Origin of the sequence: Micromonospora sp. NPDC007208 (assembly GCF_042869175.1) — a bacterium.
Taxonomy (GTDB): domain Bacteria; phylum Actinomycetota; class Actinomycetes; order Mycobacteriales; family Micromonosporaceae; genus Micromonospora; species Micromonospora foliorum.
In genome coordinates, this window is the sequence record NZ_JBIAFG010000019.1 from 24,242 (window position 1) to 42,359 (window position 18,118).

The 18,118-nt window shown below is 71.5% G+C and carries 19 protein-coding genes; 6 read left to right on the top strand and 13 right to left on the bottom strand.

Annotated elements, in window-relative coordinates; all coding sequences use genetic code 11:
- Positions 1-4: 4 nt before the first annotated feature.
- Genes ACFYL6_RS28610 through ACFYL6_RS28650 form a run of 9 tightly spaced genes read right to left on the bottom strand, consistent with a single transcriptional unit; the run spans position 5 to position 9,641 of the window.
- Positions 5-1,309, bottom strand: coding sequence for an enolase C-terminal domain-like protein (locus tag ACFYL6_RS28610; protein WP_387175943.1), 1,305 nt, complete (start codon positions 1,307-1,309; stop codon positions 5-7).
- Positions 1,309-2,148 carry a fumarylacetoacetate hydrolase family protein gene (locus ACFYL6_RS28615; RefSeq protein ID WP_387175945.1) on the bottom strand — a complete coding sequence of 280 codons (840 nt, stop codon included), beginning with the start codon at positions 2,146-2,148 and terminating at the stop codon, positions 1,309-1,311. Before ACFYL6_RS28615 ends, ACFYL6_RS28610 begins: the two co-directional genes overlap by 1 nt.
- Positions 2,145-2,987: an amidohydrolase family protein gene (locus ACFYL6_RS28620; RefSeq protein ID WP_387175947.1), complete on the bottom strand. Its 843-nt coding sequence runs from the start codon at positions 2,985-2,987 to the stop codon at positions 2,145-2,147. The genes ACFYL6_RS28615 and ACFYL6_RS28620 overlap by 4 nt, the downstream gene beginning before the upstream one ends.
- Positions 2,984-3,961: an aldo/keto reductase gene (locus tag ACFYL6_RS28625; protein WP_387175949.1), complete on the bottom strand. Its 978-nt coding sequence runs from the start codon at positions 3,959-3,961 to the stop codon at positions 2,984-2,986. Before ACFYL6_RS28625 ends, ACFYL6_RS28620 begins: the two co-directional genes overlap by 4 nt.
- A complete protein-coding gene (locus ACFYL6_RS28630) occupies positions 3,958-5,490 on the bottom strand; it encodes a sugar ABC transporter ATP-binding protein (RefSeq protein WP_387175951.1) in 1,533 nt (510 codons plus the stop codon). Before ACFYL6_RS28630 ends, ACFYL6_RS28625 begins: the two co-directional genes overlap by 4 nt.
- Positions 5,487-6,437 (bottom strand): ABC transporter permease, encoded by a 951-nt coding sequence (locus ACFYL6_RS28635; protein ID WP_387175953.1) that lies wholly within the window; start codon positions 6,435-6,437, stop codon positions 5,487-5,489. Before ACFYL6_RS28635 ends, ACFYL6_RS28630 begins: the two co-directional genes overlap by 4 nt.
- Positions 6,434-7,507 carry an ABC transporter permease gene (locus tag ACFYL6_RS28640; RefSeq protein WP_387175955.1) on the bottom strand — a complete coding sequence of 358 codons (1,074 nt, stop codon included), beginning with the start codon at positions 7,505-7,507 and terminating at the stop codon, positions 6,434-6,436. Before ACFYL6_RS28640 ends, ACFYL6_RS28635 begins: the two co-directional genes overlap by 4 nt.
- Positions 7,504-8,592 (bottom strand): mandelate racemase/muconate lactonizing enzyme family protein, encoded by a 1,089-nt coding sequence (locus tag ACFYL6_RS28645; RefSeq protein ID WP_387175957.1) that lies wholly within the window; start codon positions 8,590-8,592, stop codon positions 7,504-7,506. Before ACFYL6_RS28645 ends, ACFYL6_RS28640 begins: the two co-directional genes overlap by 4 nt.
- The gene (locus ACFYL6_RS28650; protein WP_387175959.1) at positions 8,592-9,641 is read right to left on the bottom strand and encodes a sugar ABC transporter substrate-binding protein; all 1,050 of its coding nucleotides are present in this window, start codon (positions 9,639-9,641) and stop codon (positions 8,592-8,594) included. Before ACFYL6_RS28650 ends, ACFYL6_RS28645 begins: the two co-directional genes overlap by 1 nt.
- A gap of 124 nt (positions 9,642-9,765) precedes the next feature.
- Between ACFYL6_RS28650 and ACFYL6_RS28655 the strand changes: the two genes are divergently transcribed.
- From ACFYL6_RS28655 to ACFYL6_RS28670, 4 genes are read left to right on the top strand one after another with little or no spacing between them, the layout of a single operon-like run.
- Complete coding sequence (locus tag ACFYL6_RS28655) at positions 9,766-10,488, top strand: GntR family transcriptional regulator (RefSeq protein ID WP_387175961.1); 723 nt, start codon at positions 9,766-9,768, stop codon at positions 10,486-10,488.
- Positions 10,489-10,516: 28 nt separating this feature from the next.
- Complete coding sequence (locus ACFYL6_RS28660; RefSeq protein WP_387175964.1) at positions 10,517-11,227, top strand: (Fe-S)-binding protein; 711 nt, start codon at positions 10,517-10,519, stop codon at positions 11,225-11,227.
- On the top strand, positions 11,224-12,669 hold the full coding sequence (locus ACFYL6_RS28665; protein ID WP_387175966.1) for a LutB/LldF family L-lactate oxidation iron-sulfur protein: 1,446 nt from the start codon (positions 11,224-11,226) through the stop codon (positions 12,667-12,669). Before ACFYL6_RS28660 ends, ACFYL6_RS28665 begins: the two co-directional genes overlap by 4 nt.
- Complete coding sequence (locus ACFYL6_RS28670; protein ID WP_387175968.1) at positions 12,666-13,334, top strand: lactate utilization protein C; 669 nt, start codon at positions 12,666-12,668, stop codon at positions 13,332-13,334. The genes ACFYL6_RS28665 and ACFYL6_RS28670 overlap by 4 nt, the downstream gene beginning before the upstream one ends.
- Here the strand turns inward: ACFYL6_RS28670 and ACFYL6_RS28675 are convergent.
- Together ACFYL6_RS28675 and ACFYL6_RS28680 are read right to left on the bottom strand one after the other, a co-directional pair.
- Positions 13,323-13,838, bottom strand: coding sequence for a signal peptidase II (locus ACFYL6_RS28675; protein ID WP_387175970.1), 516 nt, complete (start codon positions 13,836-13,838; stop codon positions 13,323-13,325). The genes ACFYL6_RS28670 and ACFYL6_RS28675 overlap by 12 nt on opposite strands.
- 95 nt (positions 13,839-13,933) lie before the next feature.
- On the bottom strand, positions 13,934-14,647 hold the full coding sequence (locus ACFYL6_RS28680; RefSeq protein ID WP_387175971.1) for a hypothetical protein: 714 nt from the start codon (positions 14,645-14,647) through the stop codon (positions 13,934-13,936).
- A gap of 278 nt (positions 14,648-14,925) precedes the next feature.
- On the opposite strand from ACFYL6_RS28680, the gene ACFYL6_RS28685 reads away from it, so the two are divergent.
- Entirely contained in the window at positions 14,926-15,453 is a 528-nt protein-coding gene (locus tag ACFYL6_RS28685; protein WP_387175974.1) for an ATP-binding cassette domain-containing protein, read from the top strand.
- Between the two features lie 82 nt (positions 15,454-15,535).
- Here the strand turns inward: ACFYL6_RS28685 and ACFYL6_RS28690 are convergent, their stop codons facing one another.
- The gene (locus ACFYL6_RS28690) at positions 15,536-16,435 is read right to left on the bottom strand and encodes an ABC transporter substrate-binding protein (protein WP_387175976.1); all 900 of its coding nucleotides are present in this window, start codon (positions 16,433-16,435) and stop codon (positions 15,536-15,538) included.
- 210 nt (positions 16,436-16,645) lie between these two features.
- Between ACFYL6_RS28690 and ACFYL6_RS28695 the strand changes: the two genes are divergently transcribed.
- Positions 16,646-17,005 carry an ankyrin repeat domain-containing protein gene (locus tag ACFYL6_RS28695; protein ID WP_387175978.1) on the top strand — a complete coding sequence of 120 codons (360 nt, stop codon included), beginning with the start codon at positions 16,646-16,648 and terminating at the stop codon, positions 17,003-17,005.
- A 60-nt stretch (positions 17,006-17,065) separates the two neighbouring features.
- Here the strand turns inward: ACFYL6_RS28695 and ACFYL6_RS28700 are convergent, their stop codons facing one another.
- On the bottom strand, positions 17,066-17,959 hold the full coding sequence (locus tag ACFYL6_RS28700) for a sigma-70 family RNA polymerase sigma factor (RefSeq protein ID WP_387175979.1): 894 nt from the start codon (positions 17,957-17,959) through the stop codon (positions 17,066-17,068).
- Between the last annotated feature and the right edge of the window lie 159 nt (positions 17,960-18,118).

An 18,118-nucleotide genomic window follows, 5' to 3' on the forward strand; every position in this document is an offset into this window, starting at 1 on the left:
GCCGTCAGACCCATGCCGGCCCGTCGGGGTACGCGTACGTGGCGAGGCTCTCCGGACGCATCGCGGCGGAGAACCCCGGCGCGGCGGGCACCACGTAGTGCCCGTCCTTGATCACCACCGGGTCGAGGAAGTGCTCGTGCAGGTGGTCGACGTACTCGACGACCCGGTCACGCATCGAGCCGGACACCGCCACGAAGTCGAACATCGACAGGTGCTGCACCAGCTCGCAGAGACCCACTCCCCCGGCGTGCGGGCAGACCGGCACCCCGTACTTCATTGCCAGCAGCAGGATCGCGACGTTCTCGTTCACGCCACCGACCCGGCACGCGTCGATCTGCACGACGTCGACGGCGTCGGCCTGGAGCAGCTGTTTGAACACGACCCGGTTCGCCACGTGCTCGCCGGTGGCGACCCGGATCGGCCCGCCGTCGGGTGCGCTGGTGGCGAGGGCGGACCGGATCGCCGCGTGGGCGAGCACGTCGTCGGGGCTGGTCGGTTCCTCGATCCACCACGGGTCGTACGGCGCCAGCTCCCGCATCCGGTCGACCGCCTCGGCGACGTCCCAGCGCTGGTTGGCGTCGAGCGCGATCCGGATCCGCGGGCCGACCGCCTCGCGGGCGATCTTCAGACGGCGCACGTCGTCGGCGGCGTCCGCGCCCACCTTCAGCTTGATCTGGGTGAACCCGTCGGCCACGGCCTGCCGGGCCAGCCGGACCACCTTGTCGTCGGAGTAGCCGAGCCAGCCGGGCGACGTGGTGTACGCGGGGTACCCCCGCTCGGTCAGCCGGGCGATCCGGTCGGCCCGGCCCGGCTCGGCGGCGCGCAGGATCTCCAGCGCCTCGTCCGGGGTGAGGGCGTCGGTGAGGTAGCGCCAGTCGACCAGGTCGACGATCTGCTCGGGGCTGAGGTCGGCGAGGTAGCGCCAGACCGGCTTGCCCGCTCTCTTGGCGACGAGGTCCCACATCGCGTTGATCACCGCTGCGGCGGCCAGGTGCATCACGCCCTTCTCCGGGCCGAGCCAGCGCAGCTGCGAGTCCTGGGTGAGCGAGCGGGCGAACGCACCGAGGTCCACGGTGTCCGGGTCGAGGCCGACCACGTACGGCACCAGCGCGTCGATGGCCGCCCGGCAGACGTCGTTGCCCCGTCCGATGGTGAAGGTGAATCCGTGCCCGTCCGGGCCGTCGTCGGTGCTCAGCACCAGGTACGCGGCCGAGTAGTCGGGGTCGGGGTTCATCGCGTCGGAGCCGTCGAGGTCCCGCGACGTCGGGAACCGGACGTCGTACGTGTCGACGGAGGTGATTACCGCCATCAGGCGTCCCGGAGGGTGCTGCGCTGCCGGCCGAGGCCGTCGATCTCGACCTCCATCACGTCGCCGGCGGCCAGGTACGGGAACCGGCCGGAGAGCGCCACCCCCTGCGGGGTGCCGGTGTTGATGACGTCGCCCGCGTCCAGGACCGTGAACTGGGACAGGTGCCAGACCAGGTACGCCACGTCGAAGATCATGTCTTTGGTGCTGGAGTCCTGGCGGGGTTCGCCGTTGACCCAGGAACGCAGCCGCAGCGCCTGCGGGTCGCCGATCTCGTCGGCGGTGACCAGCCACGGGCCGAGCGGTTGGAACGTCTCGCAGGACTTGCCCTTCGACCACTGGCCGCCGGAGACGGCAAGTTGGAAGTCCCGCTCGGAGACGTCGTTGGACAGCACGTACCCGGCGATGTGCCCGAGGGCGTCGGCCGGCGAGGCGAGGTAGCGGGCCGGTCGGCCGATCACCACCGCCAGTTCCACCTCCCAGTCGGTCTTCGTCGATCCACGCGGGATCAGGACCTCGTCGTACGGGCCGACGACGGTGTTGGGCGCCTTGTAGAAGATGATCGGGTCGGTCGGTGGCGCGGCGCCCGACTCGGCGGCGTGCGCGGCGTAGTTCTGCCCCACGCAGAGCACCACCCCGGGCCGGGCGATCGGTGCGCCGACCCGCTGACCGGTGACGTCGATCTCGGGCAGGTCGGTGGCCTCGCGGACCCGCCGGACGCCGTCGCCGGCGAGGAACGCGCCGTCGACGTCGGCGGTGAGCGACGAGAGGTCGTAGTGCCGCCCGTCGACGTACAGCACGGGGCGTTCCCGCCCCACGGGCCCGACGCGCATGAATCTCACGAACCAACCTCCAGTGCATAGGTACGAATTGCGGTGCCGGCCAGGACGTCTGCCCGCTCGGTGGCGGACAGCTCCCCCAGGCTGGCGTCGAGCGCCGTCCACGCCTCGGCGTACGAGGCGACGAGGTCGCAGACGGGCCAGTCCGAGCCGGCCATCAGCCGGTGCGGGCCGAACAGCTCCAGTGCGGTGTCGACGTACGGCCGGATGTCGGCCACCTGCCACCCGGGGCCGGCCTCGGTGAGCAGGCCGGAGAGCTTCGCGACGACGTTGTCGCAGCCCGCCAGGTCGCGTACCGCCGTGCGCCACTCGGCGAGGCCGCCGGCGGCGATCCTCGGCTTGCCCAGGTGGTCGAGGACGAAGGTGGTGCCCGGCGTGGCCCGCGCGGCCTCGGCGCAGCTGGTCAGCTGTCCGACGTGGACGACCAGGTCGAAGGTGAGGCCGGCGGCCCCGATCGCCGTGAGGGCGCCGCGCACGTCGGGGCGGGCCAGGTGCCCGGGGTCGGTGACGCCCTGCACCTGGTCGCGGAGCCCGACCAGCTTGGTCGCGCCGGGCAGGTCGCGGTAGTCGGCCAGGGTGGCGGCGATGGCCGGGTCGGTGAGCGAGGCCCAGCCGACCACGCCGGCGATCCGGGGCGTGGTGGCGGCGTGGGCCAGGAACTCGGCGGTCTCCTCGGCGTCGCAGCGGCCCGCCTCGACCAGCACGGTCGCCGTCACCCCGGCCGCGTCGAGCCGGGGTACGAGGTCGGCGGTGGTGTAGTCGCGCCGGATCGCGTCCAGGCCCGGTGCGGCGAGCCACGGGTAGTCGGCGGTCCACAGGTGGTGGTGCGCATCGATGATCACGGCGTCGGCACCTCGTTCGGCAGCAGACCCTCGGCCTTGAGATCGGCCCACAGCGCGCCGGGCACCTCCCACTCGAACATCGCCACGTTGTCGGCGATCTGCTCCGGGTCCCGGGCGCCGACCACCACGCTGGCGACCGCCGGGTGCCCGAGCGGAAACTGGATCGCCGCGGCCCGCAGCGGTACGCCGTGCCGCTCGCACACCGACCGGATCGCGGTGGCCCGGTCGAGCAGCCCCCGGTTAGCCGGGGCGTAGTCGTAGTGGGCGCCCGGTGTCGGGTCGGCCAGCAGGCCCGAGTTGTAGACCCCGGCGGCGATGACCGCGATCCCCTTGGTCTGGCACAGCGGCAGCAGTTCGTCGAGACCGGACTGGTCGAGCAGCGTGTACCGGCCGGCGAGCATGAAGCAGTCGAAGTCGCCGGCGTGGGCCAGCTCGACCAACGCCGGGGCCTGGTTCATTCCGGCGCTGACCGCGCCGATCTCGCCGGCCTCGCGCAGTTGCGCCAACGCCGGGTACGCCCCGGCGACCGCCTCGGCGAGGTGGTCGTCCGGGTCGTGGATGTGCGCGATGTCGATCCGGTCCAGCCCCAACCGGACCAGGCTCTCCGCGTGGGAGCGGCGTACCCCGGCGGCGGAGAAGTCGAACCGCGGCGCGAGGTCGGTCTGCTCAGCCCAGAACTCCTGCCGGTCCGCACCGCCGGGGACGAGCAGCCGACCCACCTTGGTGGAGAGGGTGAACGCGTCGCGCGGCTTGCCGGCGAGGACCGCCCCGGCGCGCCGCTCGGAGAGGCCGCAGCCGTAGAGCGGGGCGGTGTCGAAGTATCGGAGCCCGAGATCCCAGGCCGCCTCGACGGTGGCGTGGGCGACCTCGTCACCGACGGCGTCGAACAAGCCACCGATCGGGGCGAGCCCGAGCCCGAGCCGGGTCACCGCCACGTCGGTACGCCCCAGGGTCACCAGTTCGGTGGCCTTCACGCAACGACCCCCTGCCCGTCATGGATGAACCGGATCACCGACTGACTCATCCGGTCGTAGTCGTGGTCGTTGTCCAGCTCACCAACGATGGCGAACTCCCGCATCACCGCGATCCGGTCGGCGAGGGTGACCATCTCCGGCAGGTCCGACGAGATCAGCAGGATGGCCATTCCCCGCGCGGCCAGGCCGGCGATCAACTCGTGGAAGGCAGCCTTGGTGCGCACGTCGATGCCGACGGTGGGCTCGTCGATGATGAGCACGTCGCAGTCGGCCGCCAGCCACTTGGCCAGGCTGACCTTCTGCTGGTTGCCGCCGGAGAGCTGACCGGCGTGCTGGTCGGGTGAGGCGAGGCGGATGCCCAGCCGGTCGGCGTACTCGTCGACCAGGGACCGTTCCGCCCGGTCACGGACCAGCCCGAGCCGGGCCAGCCGACGCCACACCGTCACCGCGGTGTTGCGGGCCACGGTCTGGTCGAGGAAGAGGCCCTCCTCCTTGCGGTTCTCGGTGACGTAGCCGATCCGGTACCGGTGCAGGGCGTCGCCCACGTCCCGGATCCGGGCCGGACGCCCGTGCACCCGCACCTCGCCGGCGGTGATCCGGTCGAGGCCGAGCAGCGCCTTGGCCAGCTCGCTGCGGCCCGCGCCGACCAGCCCGTACAGGCCGACGATCTCACCGGGGTGGACGGCGAGGCTGACGTCGTGGTGGCCGGCGGTGGTGGCGACGTGGTCGAGGGCCAGCGCCGGTTCGGCGTCCGCCGCCACGGTCCGGGCGGCGAGGTGCACCTGCTGGTACGCCCGGCCGACCATCAGGTCGACGATCTCCTCGCGGCTGTGGTCGGCGAGGGGTTCCGCCTCGGCGACGCTGCGCCCGTCGCGCAGCACGGTCACCGTGTCGGCGACCGCGAAGACCTCCTCTAGTTTGTGGCTGACCAGCACGGTGGCGTGGCCCCGCTCGGACAGCCGACGCACGATGCCGTAGAGCCGGTCGGCCTCGTCGTTGGTCAGCGACGCGGTCGGTTCGTCGAGCAACAGCACTGTCGAGTCCGCCGACAGCGCCTTGGCGATCTCCACCAGTTGCAGTTGGGCCACCGACAGCCGTGACACCGGCAGGTCGGGGTCCAGGTCGAGGTCGAGCAGGTCGAGGCAACGGCGGGCCTCGGTACGCAGCGCCGCCCGGTCGAGCAGCCCGGCGCGGCGGGGCAGGTGTTGCAGGCAGATGTTCTCGGCGACGCTGAACGCCGGGATCAGGTTCCGCTCCTGGTGCACGACACCGATGCCGGCCCGCTGGGCGTCCTGCGGGTTGCCGAGCTGCACCGTGCGCAGCTCGCCGTCCGGCCCGGGCAGCCGCAGGAGTCCACCGTCCGGCCGGTACACCCCGGTCAGGATCTTGATCAGGGTGCTCTTGCCGGCGCCGTTCTCGCCGAGCAGCGCGTGCACGCTGCCGGCGGTCAGGGTCAGCGTCGCCTCGTCCAGGGCGCGTACCCCGGGGAAGGTCTTGACCAGTTTCTCCGCGGACAGCACGACGCTCATCGTGGACCTCCGGAGAGCTTGTCGCGGAACTGCCCGAGCAGCACCGCGCCGAGGACGACCGCTCCGATGATGAGGTCCACCCACCGCCGGTTGATGTCGAACTGCGACTGGCTCACGTCGACCAGCCGCACCAGGAACGCCGCGAGCACCGTGCCGGTCACGCTGACCATGCCGCCGGCCAGGGCCACCCCGCCGATGATCGGCGCGGCGAAGCTGGGCAGCAGCAGGTCGTCACCGATCGAGGCGTTCACCGAGCCGAAGGCGGCCACCACGATCACCGCGGCGAAGCCGGCCAGCAGCCCGGACAGGGTGTGCGCCAGCACCAACGCGCGGTCGTTGGAGATGCCCGACAGCCGGGCGGCGAACGGGTTGCCGCCGGAGGCGAGCAGGTGCCGTCCGGGCAGCGTCCGCCGGAAGAAGAGGGCGACCGCGACGGCGATCGCGACCGCCAGCAGGAAAACCACCGGTACGCCGGCCAGGGACGCCTGCCCGAACTCGCGCAGGCCGGGCGAGTAGCCCTGGTAGGTGCCGGTGCCGTTCACCCCGTACCGCAGCCCTTCGAGGATGGTCATGGTGGCGAGGGTGACGATGAACCCGTTGATCCGGGTGAAGATCACCAACAGGCCGTTGACCAGTCCGACGACGGCGCCGAGGGCCAGTGCGGCGAGCACCGCGACCGGGGCGGGCAGCCCGGCGTCGATCATGAGCCAGCCCGAGGCCACCGCACAGAACCCGGTGAGCACGCCCACCGAGAGGTTCATCTGACCGACGGCGAGCACCACCATCTGGGCCAGGCCGATGACGATCGGCAGGGCGAGGAAGCGCAGGAAGGCGTCCAGGGTGCCGGCGGTGAGCAGGTTGAAGTCGGTGGCGACCGCGAGCGCCGCGAACCCGAGCGCCGCGATCACCGCGAGGGTGAACTCGTTGGTCCGGATCACGCTCCTCATGAGGGTGACACCGCCCTTCGCTCGGCGAGCACGGCCCGCAGCCGGTCCAGCGACAGCGCCGCGAGCAGCACGAGTCCGATGTAGAGCTTCAGCTCCTCCAGGGAGAACTGGAGCAGGTTGAGGCCCTTGTAGATGACCTGGGTCAGGGTCGCGCCGAGCGCGGTGCCGAGAACGCTTACCGCGCCACCGGCGAGCAGCGTCCCACCGAGCACCGGGGCCAGGAACGACGGCAGCAGGAACGACTCGCCGATGCTGGCGGAGAAGGCGCCGTTGTTGGCGGCGAGCAGGAACCCGGCCAGCGCGGCGAGCAGCCCGCTCAACGCGTGCGCGGCGACGACCCGGCGGTGCGTGGGGATGCCGGACAGCTCGGCGGCGACCGTGTTGGAGCCGGTCATCAGGATCTCCCGGCCCAGTCGGGCGTGCCGGAACAGCAGCCCGACACCGAGCGCCGCGGCCACCGCGATCGGCACGACCAGCGGGATCCGGGGCCCGCAGACCTCGCCCATGCAGTAGTCGGCGAAGGTGTCGAAGCGCAGGGCGGACAGCCCGCTCGGCTGCACCGCGAACGACACCCCGCCGGTCGCCCAGGTGTAGAGGATCGTGACCAGGCCCAGCAGCCCGAAGTCGAGCGCCAGGGTGACCACGAAGGAGTTCACGCCGGTCTTGGCGATGAGCAGGCCGGCGAGCGCGCCGATGCCCGCCCCGACGGCGAGACCCACGAGCAGCCCGACCAGCAGCGGTACGCCGAGCCGGTCGTAGGCCAGGCCCATCGCGAAGGTGGACAGCGCGGCCATCCGGCCCACGGCCATGTTCATGTGCCCGAGCGAGAGCACGGCGAGCTGGGCGAGACCGACCACGACGTACACGCTGATGTCGGCCTGTAGCGGTGCCAGGGTGAGCCGGGGGTCGAGGAACGCGGGGGTGAGCGACGAGAAGAGGACGACCAGCACGGCGATGACGATGAGCAGGCCGAGCCGGGGGTTCGCCCAGACCGGCAGGGCCCGGGCCGGTGGCCTGGGCTCCGCGGCCGGAGGCACCGCCGGCGCCTCCGGCGCTGTTTCCGTCCTCACGCCACCCTCCTGTCCTCGATCGCGTCGCGGTCCCAGTCGATGCCGAGGCCCGGCTCGCCGGGGGCGAGCGCGTGGCCGTCGACGATCGCGATCTCGGTCCGGGTGATCGCGCGCAGTTGCGGGATGTGCTCGACGTAGCGGCTGTTCGGCACGGCCGCGCAGAGACTCACGTGCAGTTCCATCAGGAAGTGCGGGCAGACCACCACGTTGCAGGCCTCGGCCAGGTGCGCCACCTTGAGCCACGGTGTGATGCCGCCGATGCGCGCGACGTCGACCTGGACGACGCCGGCCGCCTGGCGGCGTAGGTACTCGGCGAACTGGCCGATCGAGTACATCGACTCCCCCACCGCGACCGGGATGCTGGTCGCCCGGGCCAGCAACTCGTGCCCGGCGACGTCGTCGGCCGGCAGCGGCTCCTCGAACCAGGCGAGCTGGTGCGGTTCGAGCAGCCGGGCCCGGCGGATCGCCTCGGCGGCGGTCAGCGACTGGTTGGCGTCGACCATCACGTCGAAGTGGTCGCCGAGCGCCGCCCGGACCGCGCCGATCCGGGCGGCGTCCTCGGCCGGGTTGGGCTTGCCGACCTTGAGCTTGACGCCGGGCCAGCCGGCCGCCTGGGACGCCTTCGCCCCGGCGACCAGCTCGTCCTCGGTGAGGTGCAGCCAGCCACCCTCCGTGTCGTACAGCGGGATCCGGTCCTTGGCACCACCGGCGAGCACCCACAGCGGCAGGCCGGCGGCGCGGGCCCGCAGATCCCACAGCGCGGTGTCGATCGCGGCGAGCGCCAACGAGGTGATGGCCCCGACCGCGGTGGCGCGGGTGGCGGCGTGCAGGTCACGCCAGACCGCCTCCACCCGGGCGGCGTCGCGGCCGACCAGGTGCGGCAGCAGGTAGTCGCGCAGCAGCGCGAGCACCGCCGTACCGCCGGTCCCGATCGTGTACGCGTACCCCGTGCCGTGCCCGCCGTCGGCCGTGCGCACCTCGACGAAGAGCGTCTCCTGCTTGAGGAACGCCTGTACCGCGTCGGTGCGGACGGTCTCGACGGGAATGTCGACGAGGTACGCCTCGGCCTTGGTGACTGTCGACATCAGCTGCACTTGAGCAGGTCGCCGTCGAACTTCTTCCGCAGCTCCGCGGTGGTCGCGGAGCGGTCGGCCTCGTAGCCGTCCAGGTTGTCCTTGGTCACCACGAACGAGCCCGAGTCGATGGTCACTCCGGGTTCGGCCATGGTGCAGCCGCCGCTGAGCTTCATCAGGGCGTACGAGCCGACCTGGGCCTGACCGACCGGGTTCTGCAGGATGGTGGCGGCCACCGAGCCGCCGCGCAGCCCGTCGAGGACCGCCGGGTCGTCGTCGATGGCGATGACCTTGATGGGCAGCTTCGACTGGCGGACGCCCTCGGCCGAGGCGACCGCCGGGTTGTAGGCGGTGTTCACGATCGCCTGGATCTGGCGGCCCTTCGCGGCGAGGAGGTCGGCCACGGCCTTTTGCGCGCTCTGTAGGTCCTTGTCGATGTCGGTGACGCTCTGGATCAGGGTCACCTTGCCGCCGGTCTCGGCGACCGCCTTCTCCACGCCCGCGATCCGGCGCTGGGTGTTGGAGTCGACCTTGTTCCCGGTCAGGTGCACCAGGTTGCCCTGACCGCCCATCGCGTCGATGGCGGCCTTGGCACCCTTGTACGCGGCGACCTCCACGTCCGTGGAGAGGCAGAAGTCGGCCTTGTTGGCCCCGGCCGGGCAGGAGGCGAGCGAGCCGACGGGGAAGCCCTGCCGCTTGAGGTCCTCGAAGGTGGAGTTGATGTTGTCCGGCGAGACACCGAAGACGCCGAAGGCGTTGTAGCCCTGCGCGGCCAGGGACTTGAGCACGTCGTTCTGCTTGGTCTGGTCCCAGCCCGCGGTCTCGTTGAAGGTGACGTCGCCGAGCGCGAGTTCGGTCTTGGCCTTGGCCCCGGCGTCCTTCCAGGGCTGGAAGTACGGGTGCGAGCCGCCGGGCACGAGCGCGACCTTGACCTGGGCCGGTTCCCGGCCACCGGCTTCGGCGTCGGTGGTGTCGCTCTTCTTCGTGCAGGCCACAGTGGTCGTGGCGAGGGCCACGACGGTGAGGCACGAGCCGATTCGGGACAGAATTCTGCGCGACATGTTCGTCTCCTCGGGGGTGGTGGTGGCGAGACGCTGGCGGGGGAACCTATTTCCTATAGGATGTTGCTTTGCTAGTGTGTACTCGCTCACACCGGCACAGTCAAGGGGTTGCTGAGGAGACGAGATGGCCCAGCAGGAACCTCGCGAGGGTCGACTCCGTCCCGCCCGTCGACTCACCCTCACCGAGGACGTCTACGAGTCGATAAAGACGCTGGTGATGGACCACATCCTTCCCCCCGGCGAGCGGGTCAACATCGACGCGCTCGCCCGGGAGCTGGATGTCTCCCCCACCCCGGTCCGCGAGGCCCTCGCCCGACTGGAGGCCGACGGCCTGGTCCGTAAACGCCCGCTCTCCGGCTACACCACCACGCCGCTGCTGAGCCGGGCCGAGTTCGACGACCTGTTCGACGTCCGCCAACTGTTGGAGGGCGACACCGCCGGACGGGCCGCCACGCACGCCTCCGCCGAGGCCCGCCGACGGATCAGCGTCGAGGCGGCGGCGAGCATCGACGTGGAGGCCGGCGACGGATATCGCCGACACGCCGCCTTCACCGCCCTGGACGCGAAGTTCCACGACCTGATCGCCGAGGCCTCCGGCAGCCCCCTGCTGCGGGACACCATCACGCGGCTGCACTCACACCTGCACCTGCACCGGCTGTACTTTCCGGTCGCCGGCGCGCCGGACACCAACACCGAGCACCAGCGCATCGCCGCCGCCATCGTCGCCGGCGACGCGGCAGCCGCCACCGAGGCGATGCGCGCCCACCTCAGCGCCGCCCGGGAGCGCCACCTGCCCGCCTTCGACCGGCTCCCCGCCGCCCCCGCAACAGCGCGCGACTCGGCGTGACCCACCCCCACACTTCCGAGGAGCCGCCATGCGGATTGCCCTCTTCATCACCTGCGTCAACGACCTCGCGTTCCCGGCCACCGGCATCGCGGTCACCCGCATCCTGCGGCGACTCGGCCACACCGTCGACTTCCCCGCCGAGCAGACCTGTTGCGGGCAGATGCACGCCAACACGGGTTACCGGGCCGAAGCCCTGCCGATGGTGCGCAACTACGTCGACGTCTTCGACTCCTACGACGCCATCGTCGCGCCGTCCGGGTCGTGCACCGCGATGATCCGCGACCAGTACCCGAGCCTGCACCCGCCCGCCACCTCGGTGGCCGCCCGCACGTACGAGCTGTCCGAGTTGCTCATCGACGTTCTCGGCGTCACCGACGTGGGCGCCGAGTTCCCGGAGACGGTCACCTACCACCCAACCTGCCACGGCCTGCGGATGCTGCGCCTCGGCGACCGGCCGCTGAGCCTGCTGCGTCAGGTGCGCGGGATCAAGCTGGTCGAGCTGGGCGACGCCGAGGAGTGCTGTGGTTTCGGCGGCACGTTCGCCCTGAAGAACCCGGACGTCTCCACCGCGATGCTCACCGACAAGTGCGCCCGGGTCCGCGACACCGGCGCCCGGGTGCTCGCCGCGGCCGACAACTCCTGCCTGGCGCACATCGGCGGCGGCCTCGACCGCAACCGGTCGGGGGTACGGGCCGTGCACTACGCCGAGATTCTCGCCGAGACGGGAGCCACCTCATGAGCCAACCGGTCGCACCCGCCACCGGGAGCGGGCGGATCCGCACGCCGTTGCCCTTTCCCACCGCCGCCAAGCCGGCCGTCGCCGACACGCAGCTGCGGGCCAACCTGCACCGGGCAACCCGCACCATCCGGGCCAAGCGAGCCCGGGTCGTCGACGAGGTACCCGACTGGGAGGCCCTACGAGACGCCGGCTCGGCGATCAAGGCGGACGTCCAACGTCGGTTGCCGGAGCTGCTGGAGCAGTTCGAGGCGTCCGCCACCGCTGCCGGCGCCACCGTGCACTGGGCCCGCGACGCGGCCGAGGCGTGCCGGATCGTGGTCGCGTTGACCCGGGCCGCCGGGGCCGACGAGGTCGTGAAGGTCAAGTCGATGGCAACCCAGGAGATCGAGCTCAACGAGGCGCTGGAGGCCGCCGGGATCGCCGCGTACGAGACTGACCTCGCGGAACTGATCGTGCAGCTCGGCGAGGACACCCCCTCGCACATCCTGGTGCCGGCGATCCACTACAACCGGGCCCAGATCCGGGAGATCTTCCAGCGCCGGATGCCCGACGCGCCGGCCGACCTGAGCGACGAACCGGCCGCGCTGGCCGAGGCGGCCCGCGCCCACCTGCGACGACGTTTCCTCTCGGCCCGGGTCGCCGTTTCCGGCGCCAACTTCGCCGTCGCCGACACCGGCACCCTCGTGGTGGTGGAGTCCGAGGGCAACGGCCGCATGTGCCTCACCCTCCCGGAGACGCTGATCAGCGTCGTCGGCGTCGAGAAGCTGCTGCCGACCTTCACCGACCTGGAGGTCTTCCTGCAACTGCTGCCGCGTTCCTCGACCGGCGAGCGGATGAACCCGTACACCTCGATGTGGACCGGCGTCACCCCCGGCGACGGCCCGCAGGACGTGCACGTCGTCCTTGTCGACAATGGCCGCTCCGCGGTGCTCGCCGACCCGGTCGGGCGGCCGGCGCTGTCCTGCATCCGCTGCTCCGCGTGCCTCAACGTCTGCCCGGTGTACGAGCGGGCCGGCGGGCACGCGTACGGCTCGGTGTATCCGGGGCCGATCGGGGCGATCCTGTCGCCGCAGCTGACCGGCGTGGCCGACAACGCCTCGCTGCCGTACGCCTCGACCCTCTGCGGCGCCTGCTACGACGTGTGCCCCGTGAAGATCAACATTCCGGAGATCCTGGTGCACCTCCGCCAGCAGGCCCCGCACCCGCCAGCCGAACGGGCCGCCATGCGCGTCCTGTCCTGGGTGATGCGCAGCCCCCGACGCTGGGCCACCGCCCTGCGCCTGGCCCGGGCCGGCGCGGGGCCGCTCGGGGCGTACCGTGAGCGGCGCACCGGCGCCCGGACGCTGCGGCGACTGCCCTGGCCCGCCTCGGCGTGGACCCGGTCGCGAGACCTGCCGCTGCCCGCGCCACAGACCTTCCGGGAATGGTGGGGAAAGCAGTGAGCGCACGCGACGAGATCCTGGCGCGGCTGCGGACGGCCCTGGCCGACAGCCCGCCGCCGGTGGAGGTGCCCCGCCGGTACCGCCGGGTCGACGACCGCCCCGACCTGATCGGGACCCTGGTCGACCGCCTGGAGGACTACCGCGCGGTCGTCCACCACGGCATCGACGCCCTGCCCCGGCTGCTCAGCACGGTCGACCGGCTCGCCGTCCCCACCGACGTCCCCGCCCACTGGCTGGCCGGCTACGCCGGGCAGCTGCACCGCGACGCGCCCCCGCTGTCGCCGGCCGCGCTCGACGACCTGGACGCGGTCCTGACCGGCTGCGCCGTCGCGGTCGCCGACACCGGCACCATCATCCTCGACGCCGGCCCGGCACAGGGGCGACGCGCGCTCACCCTGGTGCCCGACCGGCACATCTGCGTCGTCCGCACCGACCAGGTCGTCGGTCTGCTGCCGCAGGCGCTGACCCGTCTGGACCCGCGCGCGCCGCAGACCTGGATCTCCGGCCCGTCCGCGACCAGCGACATCGAGCTCAACCGCGTCGAGGGAGTGCACGGCCCACGCCGGCTGGAGATCGTCCTTGTCGGCCCCGACGACGGAGTCGTCCTGGTCAGCCCCGACGACGGAGTCGTCCCAGGCGGCCCGGCGGGCAGCTCAGGCGTCTGACGACGACACCTGCTCGTCATTGCGACTCTCGCCCGGGTCGGCCGTCGCGTGCAGCGGAGTGCCGCGCACGTTGAGCAGCATGACGATGCCCACGCCGACCACCAGGGCGATGTCGGCGACGTTGCCGACGAAGAACCCGGCGTAGTCGATGAAGTCCACCACGTGCCCACGAGCGAACCCCGGCTCCCGGAAGAGGCGGTCCAGCAGGTGCGTCGCCGCGCCGCCGAGCACCAGGCCCAACGCCACCGCCCAGGCACGCGAGGTGACCCGCCGCGCCACGACCGTCACCGCGACCACCGCCGCCGCCGCGAACACCGCGAAGATCCAGGTGTACGCGAAGCCGATCGAGAAGGCGGCACCCGGGTTGTACACGAGTCGCAGTTGCAGCAGGTCACCGAGGATCGAGATGCTCTGCCCGCCGGAGAGCGCGGACTCGGCCCAGTACTTGGTGAGCTGATCCGCGGCGAGCACCACAGCAGCGATCAACACGACGGCGCGGAACATCCGCGAACCCTAGCCGGTCACCGGTGACCGTCACCACCGACGGATGGCGGCTGGCCCCGGTGGCCGGCGGACGCGACACGGGCGGCGGCTCGCGGTCATGCCGCGGCCCGCCGTCGCCGCAGTCGCCGCGCCAGCAGCAGCGCGCCAACGGGGACCAGCACGGCAGCGCCGCCGAGGGCGGCGAGCCGGACGGCGGCGCTGCGGCCACTGTTGGCGCTGCGTCCACTGTCGGAACTGCGTCCACTGTCGGAACTGCCCGCCGCCGGGGCGCCGTCGAGGGCCCAGTCGTGGGAGTCCTCACCCGAGCCGTACTCCGCGCGTTGTCCGGCGGGGCCGGTGGCCGTCGCACGGTACGCCGGGTTGAGGTCGGTGAGCGTCCGCACCGCGACGGTGACCGTGTCGACCGGCCCGGGGCAGGTGTAGTCGACTGTGGCGCCGACCCTCGCCAGCGCCTTCGACTCGGCGACCACGCCGAGGCAGCGACGCCCGCCGTCGGCCACCGTGATCCGCTCGAGCAGGTACGCGGAGAACCGCTCGGACGATGCGATCACCGCGGGATCGGTCGTGCGGTAGTCGACGGCGCCGTCGAGCAGGACGCGGTCCGGCGGTAGCAGGCCGAGCGAGACGCCGAGCAGCGTCAGGTCGTCCGGGCCGCCGACGCGCCACCGCACCCGTACGACCTCCGGACGCTTGTCGTCGCGCGCGATGGACACGGTCTGCGGGTCGCCGGACGGGTGCGCCACCGCCAGCGGCGGCAGGGCCGTGACGGACGCGGTGACGGCGAGCACCGCCAGTGGGAGGTTGGTCATCGCGCTTCGTCGACGACGTCGGTGCAGGGACACGAAGCGCTCCGGGATCGCGGCGGCAGGAATCGCGCCCACACTGCCGTAGGCGCGAGAACGTGCTGCTCCGGGTGGGTGTTCGGCACCAGACTGCGACGTGAACAGTTCTTGATCAACCACCTGATGCCGGCAAGTGGTAATTGCCAAGAGTGGCAACTGTGTCACCGTGATGATCAACGGTTCCGGCGCTGCGCCCACCCGACCAACGATTCCTCCCCACACCAGAGGAGCCCTCTGCGGCCCGGATGCGTCCGACCTTCCGACGCCTCGTGGCGTCGACCGCGGCGGCGGGGATGCTCGTCGACGCCGTCCGGTACGCCGTGCCGGTCGCCCTGCGGACCCGCGTCGCCACTCTCTTCCAAAGCCCGCGCGCCGCCGCCGATCCTCGACTGAGCCTCACCGATCTGATCGCCGAACCGCTGCGCGCCACCCGGACGCCCGAGTCGGCGGTCCGGGAACGGGTGGCCGAACTCGCCGACCTCGTCGGCCTCACTGCGGATCTGCGCAGCCGGCATCCCCACGCGGTGTCCGACGGGCAACTGCAACGCGCCTGCCTGACGCGGGCCCTTGTACACCGCCCCGACTACCTGCTCTGCGACGAGGCCACCGCGATGCTCGACGCCTCGACCCAGGCGCACGTCGCCGCCGTCATCCGCGACTACCAGCGGACCCAGCAGGCCGGGGTCCTGGTCATCACCCACGACCAGACCCTGCTGGACCGCTGGAGCGACCGGATCGTCGACCTGGCTGGCACAGCGGGGGCACGCGCCTGACCCTCGGTGCGGTGGTTGCGAATGCCGGGGCAACGGGCGATCGGCATCGGAGGTCCGCCTCCGCCACTCGGGCGCGGCAGCGTCAGCCGACGTCGAGGGGCACCCGCCGAGCGCGGGGGTCCGTACGGCCGGCGAGGATGGCGGCGAGGATCTCCGCGCCGTCGACGACCCTCGGGCCGGGGCGGTTGAAGTAGGCAGGCCCGTCGACCACCCACACCTGCCCCTGACGGACCGCGGGCAGGTCCGCCCAACCGGGTTGCGCGGTCGCCACGGACAACTCGTCGACGGTTCGCTCAGGCGTGAACCCGCACGGCCCGAACACCACCACCTCGGGCGCCAGGTCCGCGACCACCGACCACAGGTGCGGGGTGCTGTGCGCGCCCGGCCCGAGCAGCAGAGACCGCCCGCCCGCGTAGGTGATCTGCTCCGGCACCCAGTGCCCGCCAGGCATCAACGGGTCAAGCCACTCGACGAACAGCACCGTCGGCGCGCCGGGCACCGGCCCCGGCAACGCGGCGAGGCGACGCTCGGCGTCGGCTCGGATCTCCGCCGCCCTGCCTCCGGTGCCGGTCAGCGCGGCCACGGCATCGACAGTGTCCAGGATCCCGCCGATAGTCCTCGCCTCAAGGGACATCACCCTGGTGTCGAGATCGATCAGACCAACCGCGTCGTTGACCCGCTGGTAGGAGACCGCACACACGTCGCACAGATCCTGGGTCAGAATCAGATCCGGCTTCAACCCCTCCAGCATGGCGACGTCGAGCTGGTACAACGACGATCCTCGGTGCGCGTCACCGGCGATCGCCGCCGAGATCTCCCGGCTCGTCAAGGTCTCAGGCAGGGACGTCGCGGTCACCGCCGGGATGTCGGCCAGAACCCCCGGCGGCCAGTCACACTCGTGGGTACGGCCGACCAGTTGCCCGGTCAGGCCAAGCATGGCCACGATGTCCGTGGCCGCCGGCAGCAGGGAGACGATTCGCACGCCAGCCTGCCTACCAGGCGCGACCGAGCCACGTCCACTCCCCAACAGCCCGTACACGGCCGGCCGCCGACGGGCGTTTTCATCAGGCGTGGTGCTGCGACCGTGGCTGTCGACATCCTCGCGTCTGGCTTCCTTCGAGTACCTCGCCCTGTCACATCGGCTCGTCGTCTGGGCTCATAAGCACGAGTGCACACGCGCGAGGAGGACACAATGCAGTTTGAAGAAGCCGCCGAGGCCGCCGACGAAGCGACGATGCGGTCGATGCTGTCCGCCGACCCTGGGCTGTGCGATCGGCACGCAGACCTGGTTACGCGGATGGCCGAGGCGCGCAACTGGTCAACGGTCCGGCTGCTCATCGATCTTGGCTTCGGCGTCAACGGTGTCACCGCCGCCGGCGCCACCGCCTTGCACTATGCGGCGGCAGCGGGTGAGCTGTCGATCGCGCGCCTGCTGGTCGAGCACGGTGCCGACCACACCGCCCGCGAACCTGGGTTCAACGCGCAGCCGGCGGGCTGGGCGCAGTACTTCAAGAAGCGGGAAACCCAGAAATATCTCGAGTCCCTGGCCTGATGCTGCGCCGTCCGGTCACGCGGCATCAGACCCACAACTCGTGGAAGCGGCGCTCGGCATTCACCCCATTGTTCGCTCCGTCTGGTTTAGGAGGGCGGACGCGAGGCGGTGAACGCGGTCGGCGTCGCGGACAACGTCGATCCTGACGATCTTGTCGCCCGCGACAGTGAAGGCCATGACAGAGAACGGCTGCCCGTCGCGGGTGATCAACGTTCCGATCGTGCCGTTGACCAGGGCGGGGCGCAGTTGGCCACCGCGTGGGGCGCGGGCCTGCTTGGCCACGGCTGCCGCGCCGCGAACGACGGTCGCCGGCCTGGCGGTGCCGAAGTCGGTGCGCAGGACGACGTCGGGGTCGAGAGCCTGCACGAGGGCGTCGAAGTCACCGGTCCACGCAGCCGCGTAGAAGGCACGGACGACCTGCCGCTGGCGCGCTAGATCCGGATCGGGTGAAGGGATCTCGGCACCGTGCACTCTGCGCCGTGCCCGGCTAGCGAGTTGTCGCGCGGCGGCCGGGGTACGGCCCGCGATGCCGGCGATCTCCTCGAAGGGCAGGTCGAACATGTCGTGCAGCACGAACGCCAACCGCTCAGCAGGAGTGAGCTGGTCGAGCACGACGAGCAGGGCCAAGCTCACCGAGTCGGCCAGCAACGCCTCCTGCTCGGGGTCGAGGTCCCCGTCCGGAATGACAACCAGGTCGGGCAGGTGCGTGGCGAACGGATCCTCCCGGCGGCGTCGGCGAGAGCGCAACATGTGCAGGCATTCCCGGGCGACGACAGTGGTCAACCATCCGCCGAGGTTGTCGATCTGATCCGCGTCGAACCGGCTCAGCCGTAGCCAGGCATCCTGAACAGCGTCGTCCGCGTCAGCCAGCGAACCGAGCATTCGATAAGCCACCGCCCGCAGCCGGGGTCGGTGCTGCTCGAAGCGCGCGGCCAACCACTCATTCTCGTCCATCGGTCACACCATCCCATCGCCAAGGCTCACAGGGATGAACCCTCAGGCACAGCGAACGTGACACCGCCAAACCCGGGAAGCGGCCTCTGACCTGTGCGAACTGAGAGTGGGCGATGCTGGTATCGAACCAGCGACCTCTTCGGTATGAACTCTCGGCAA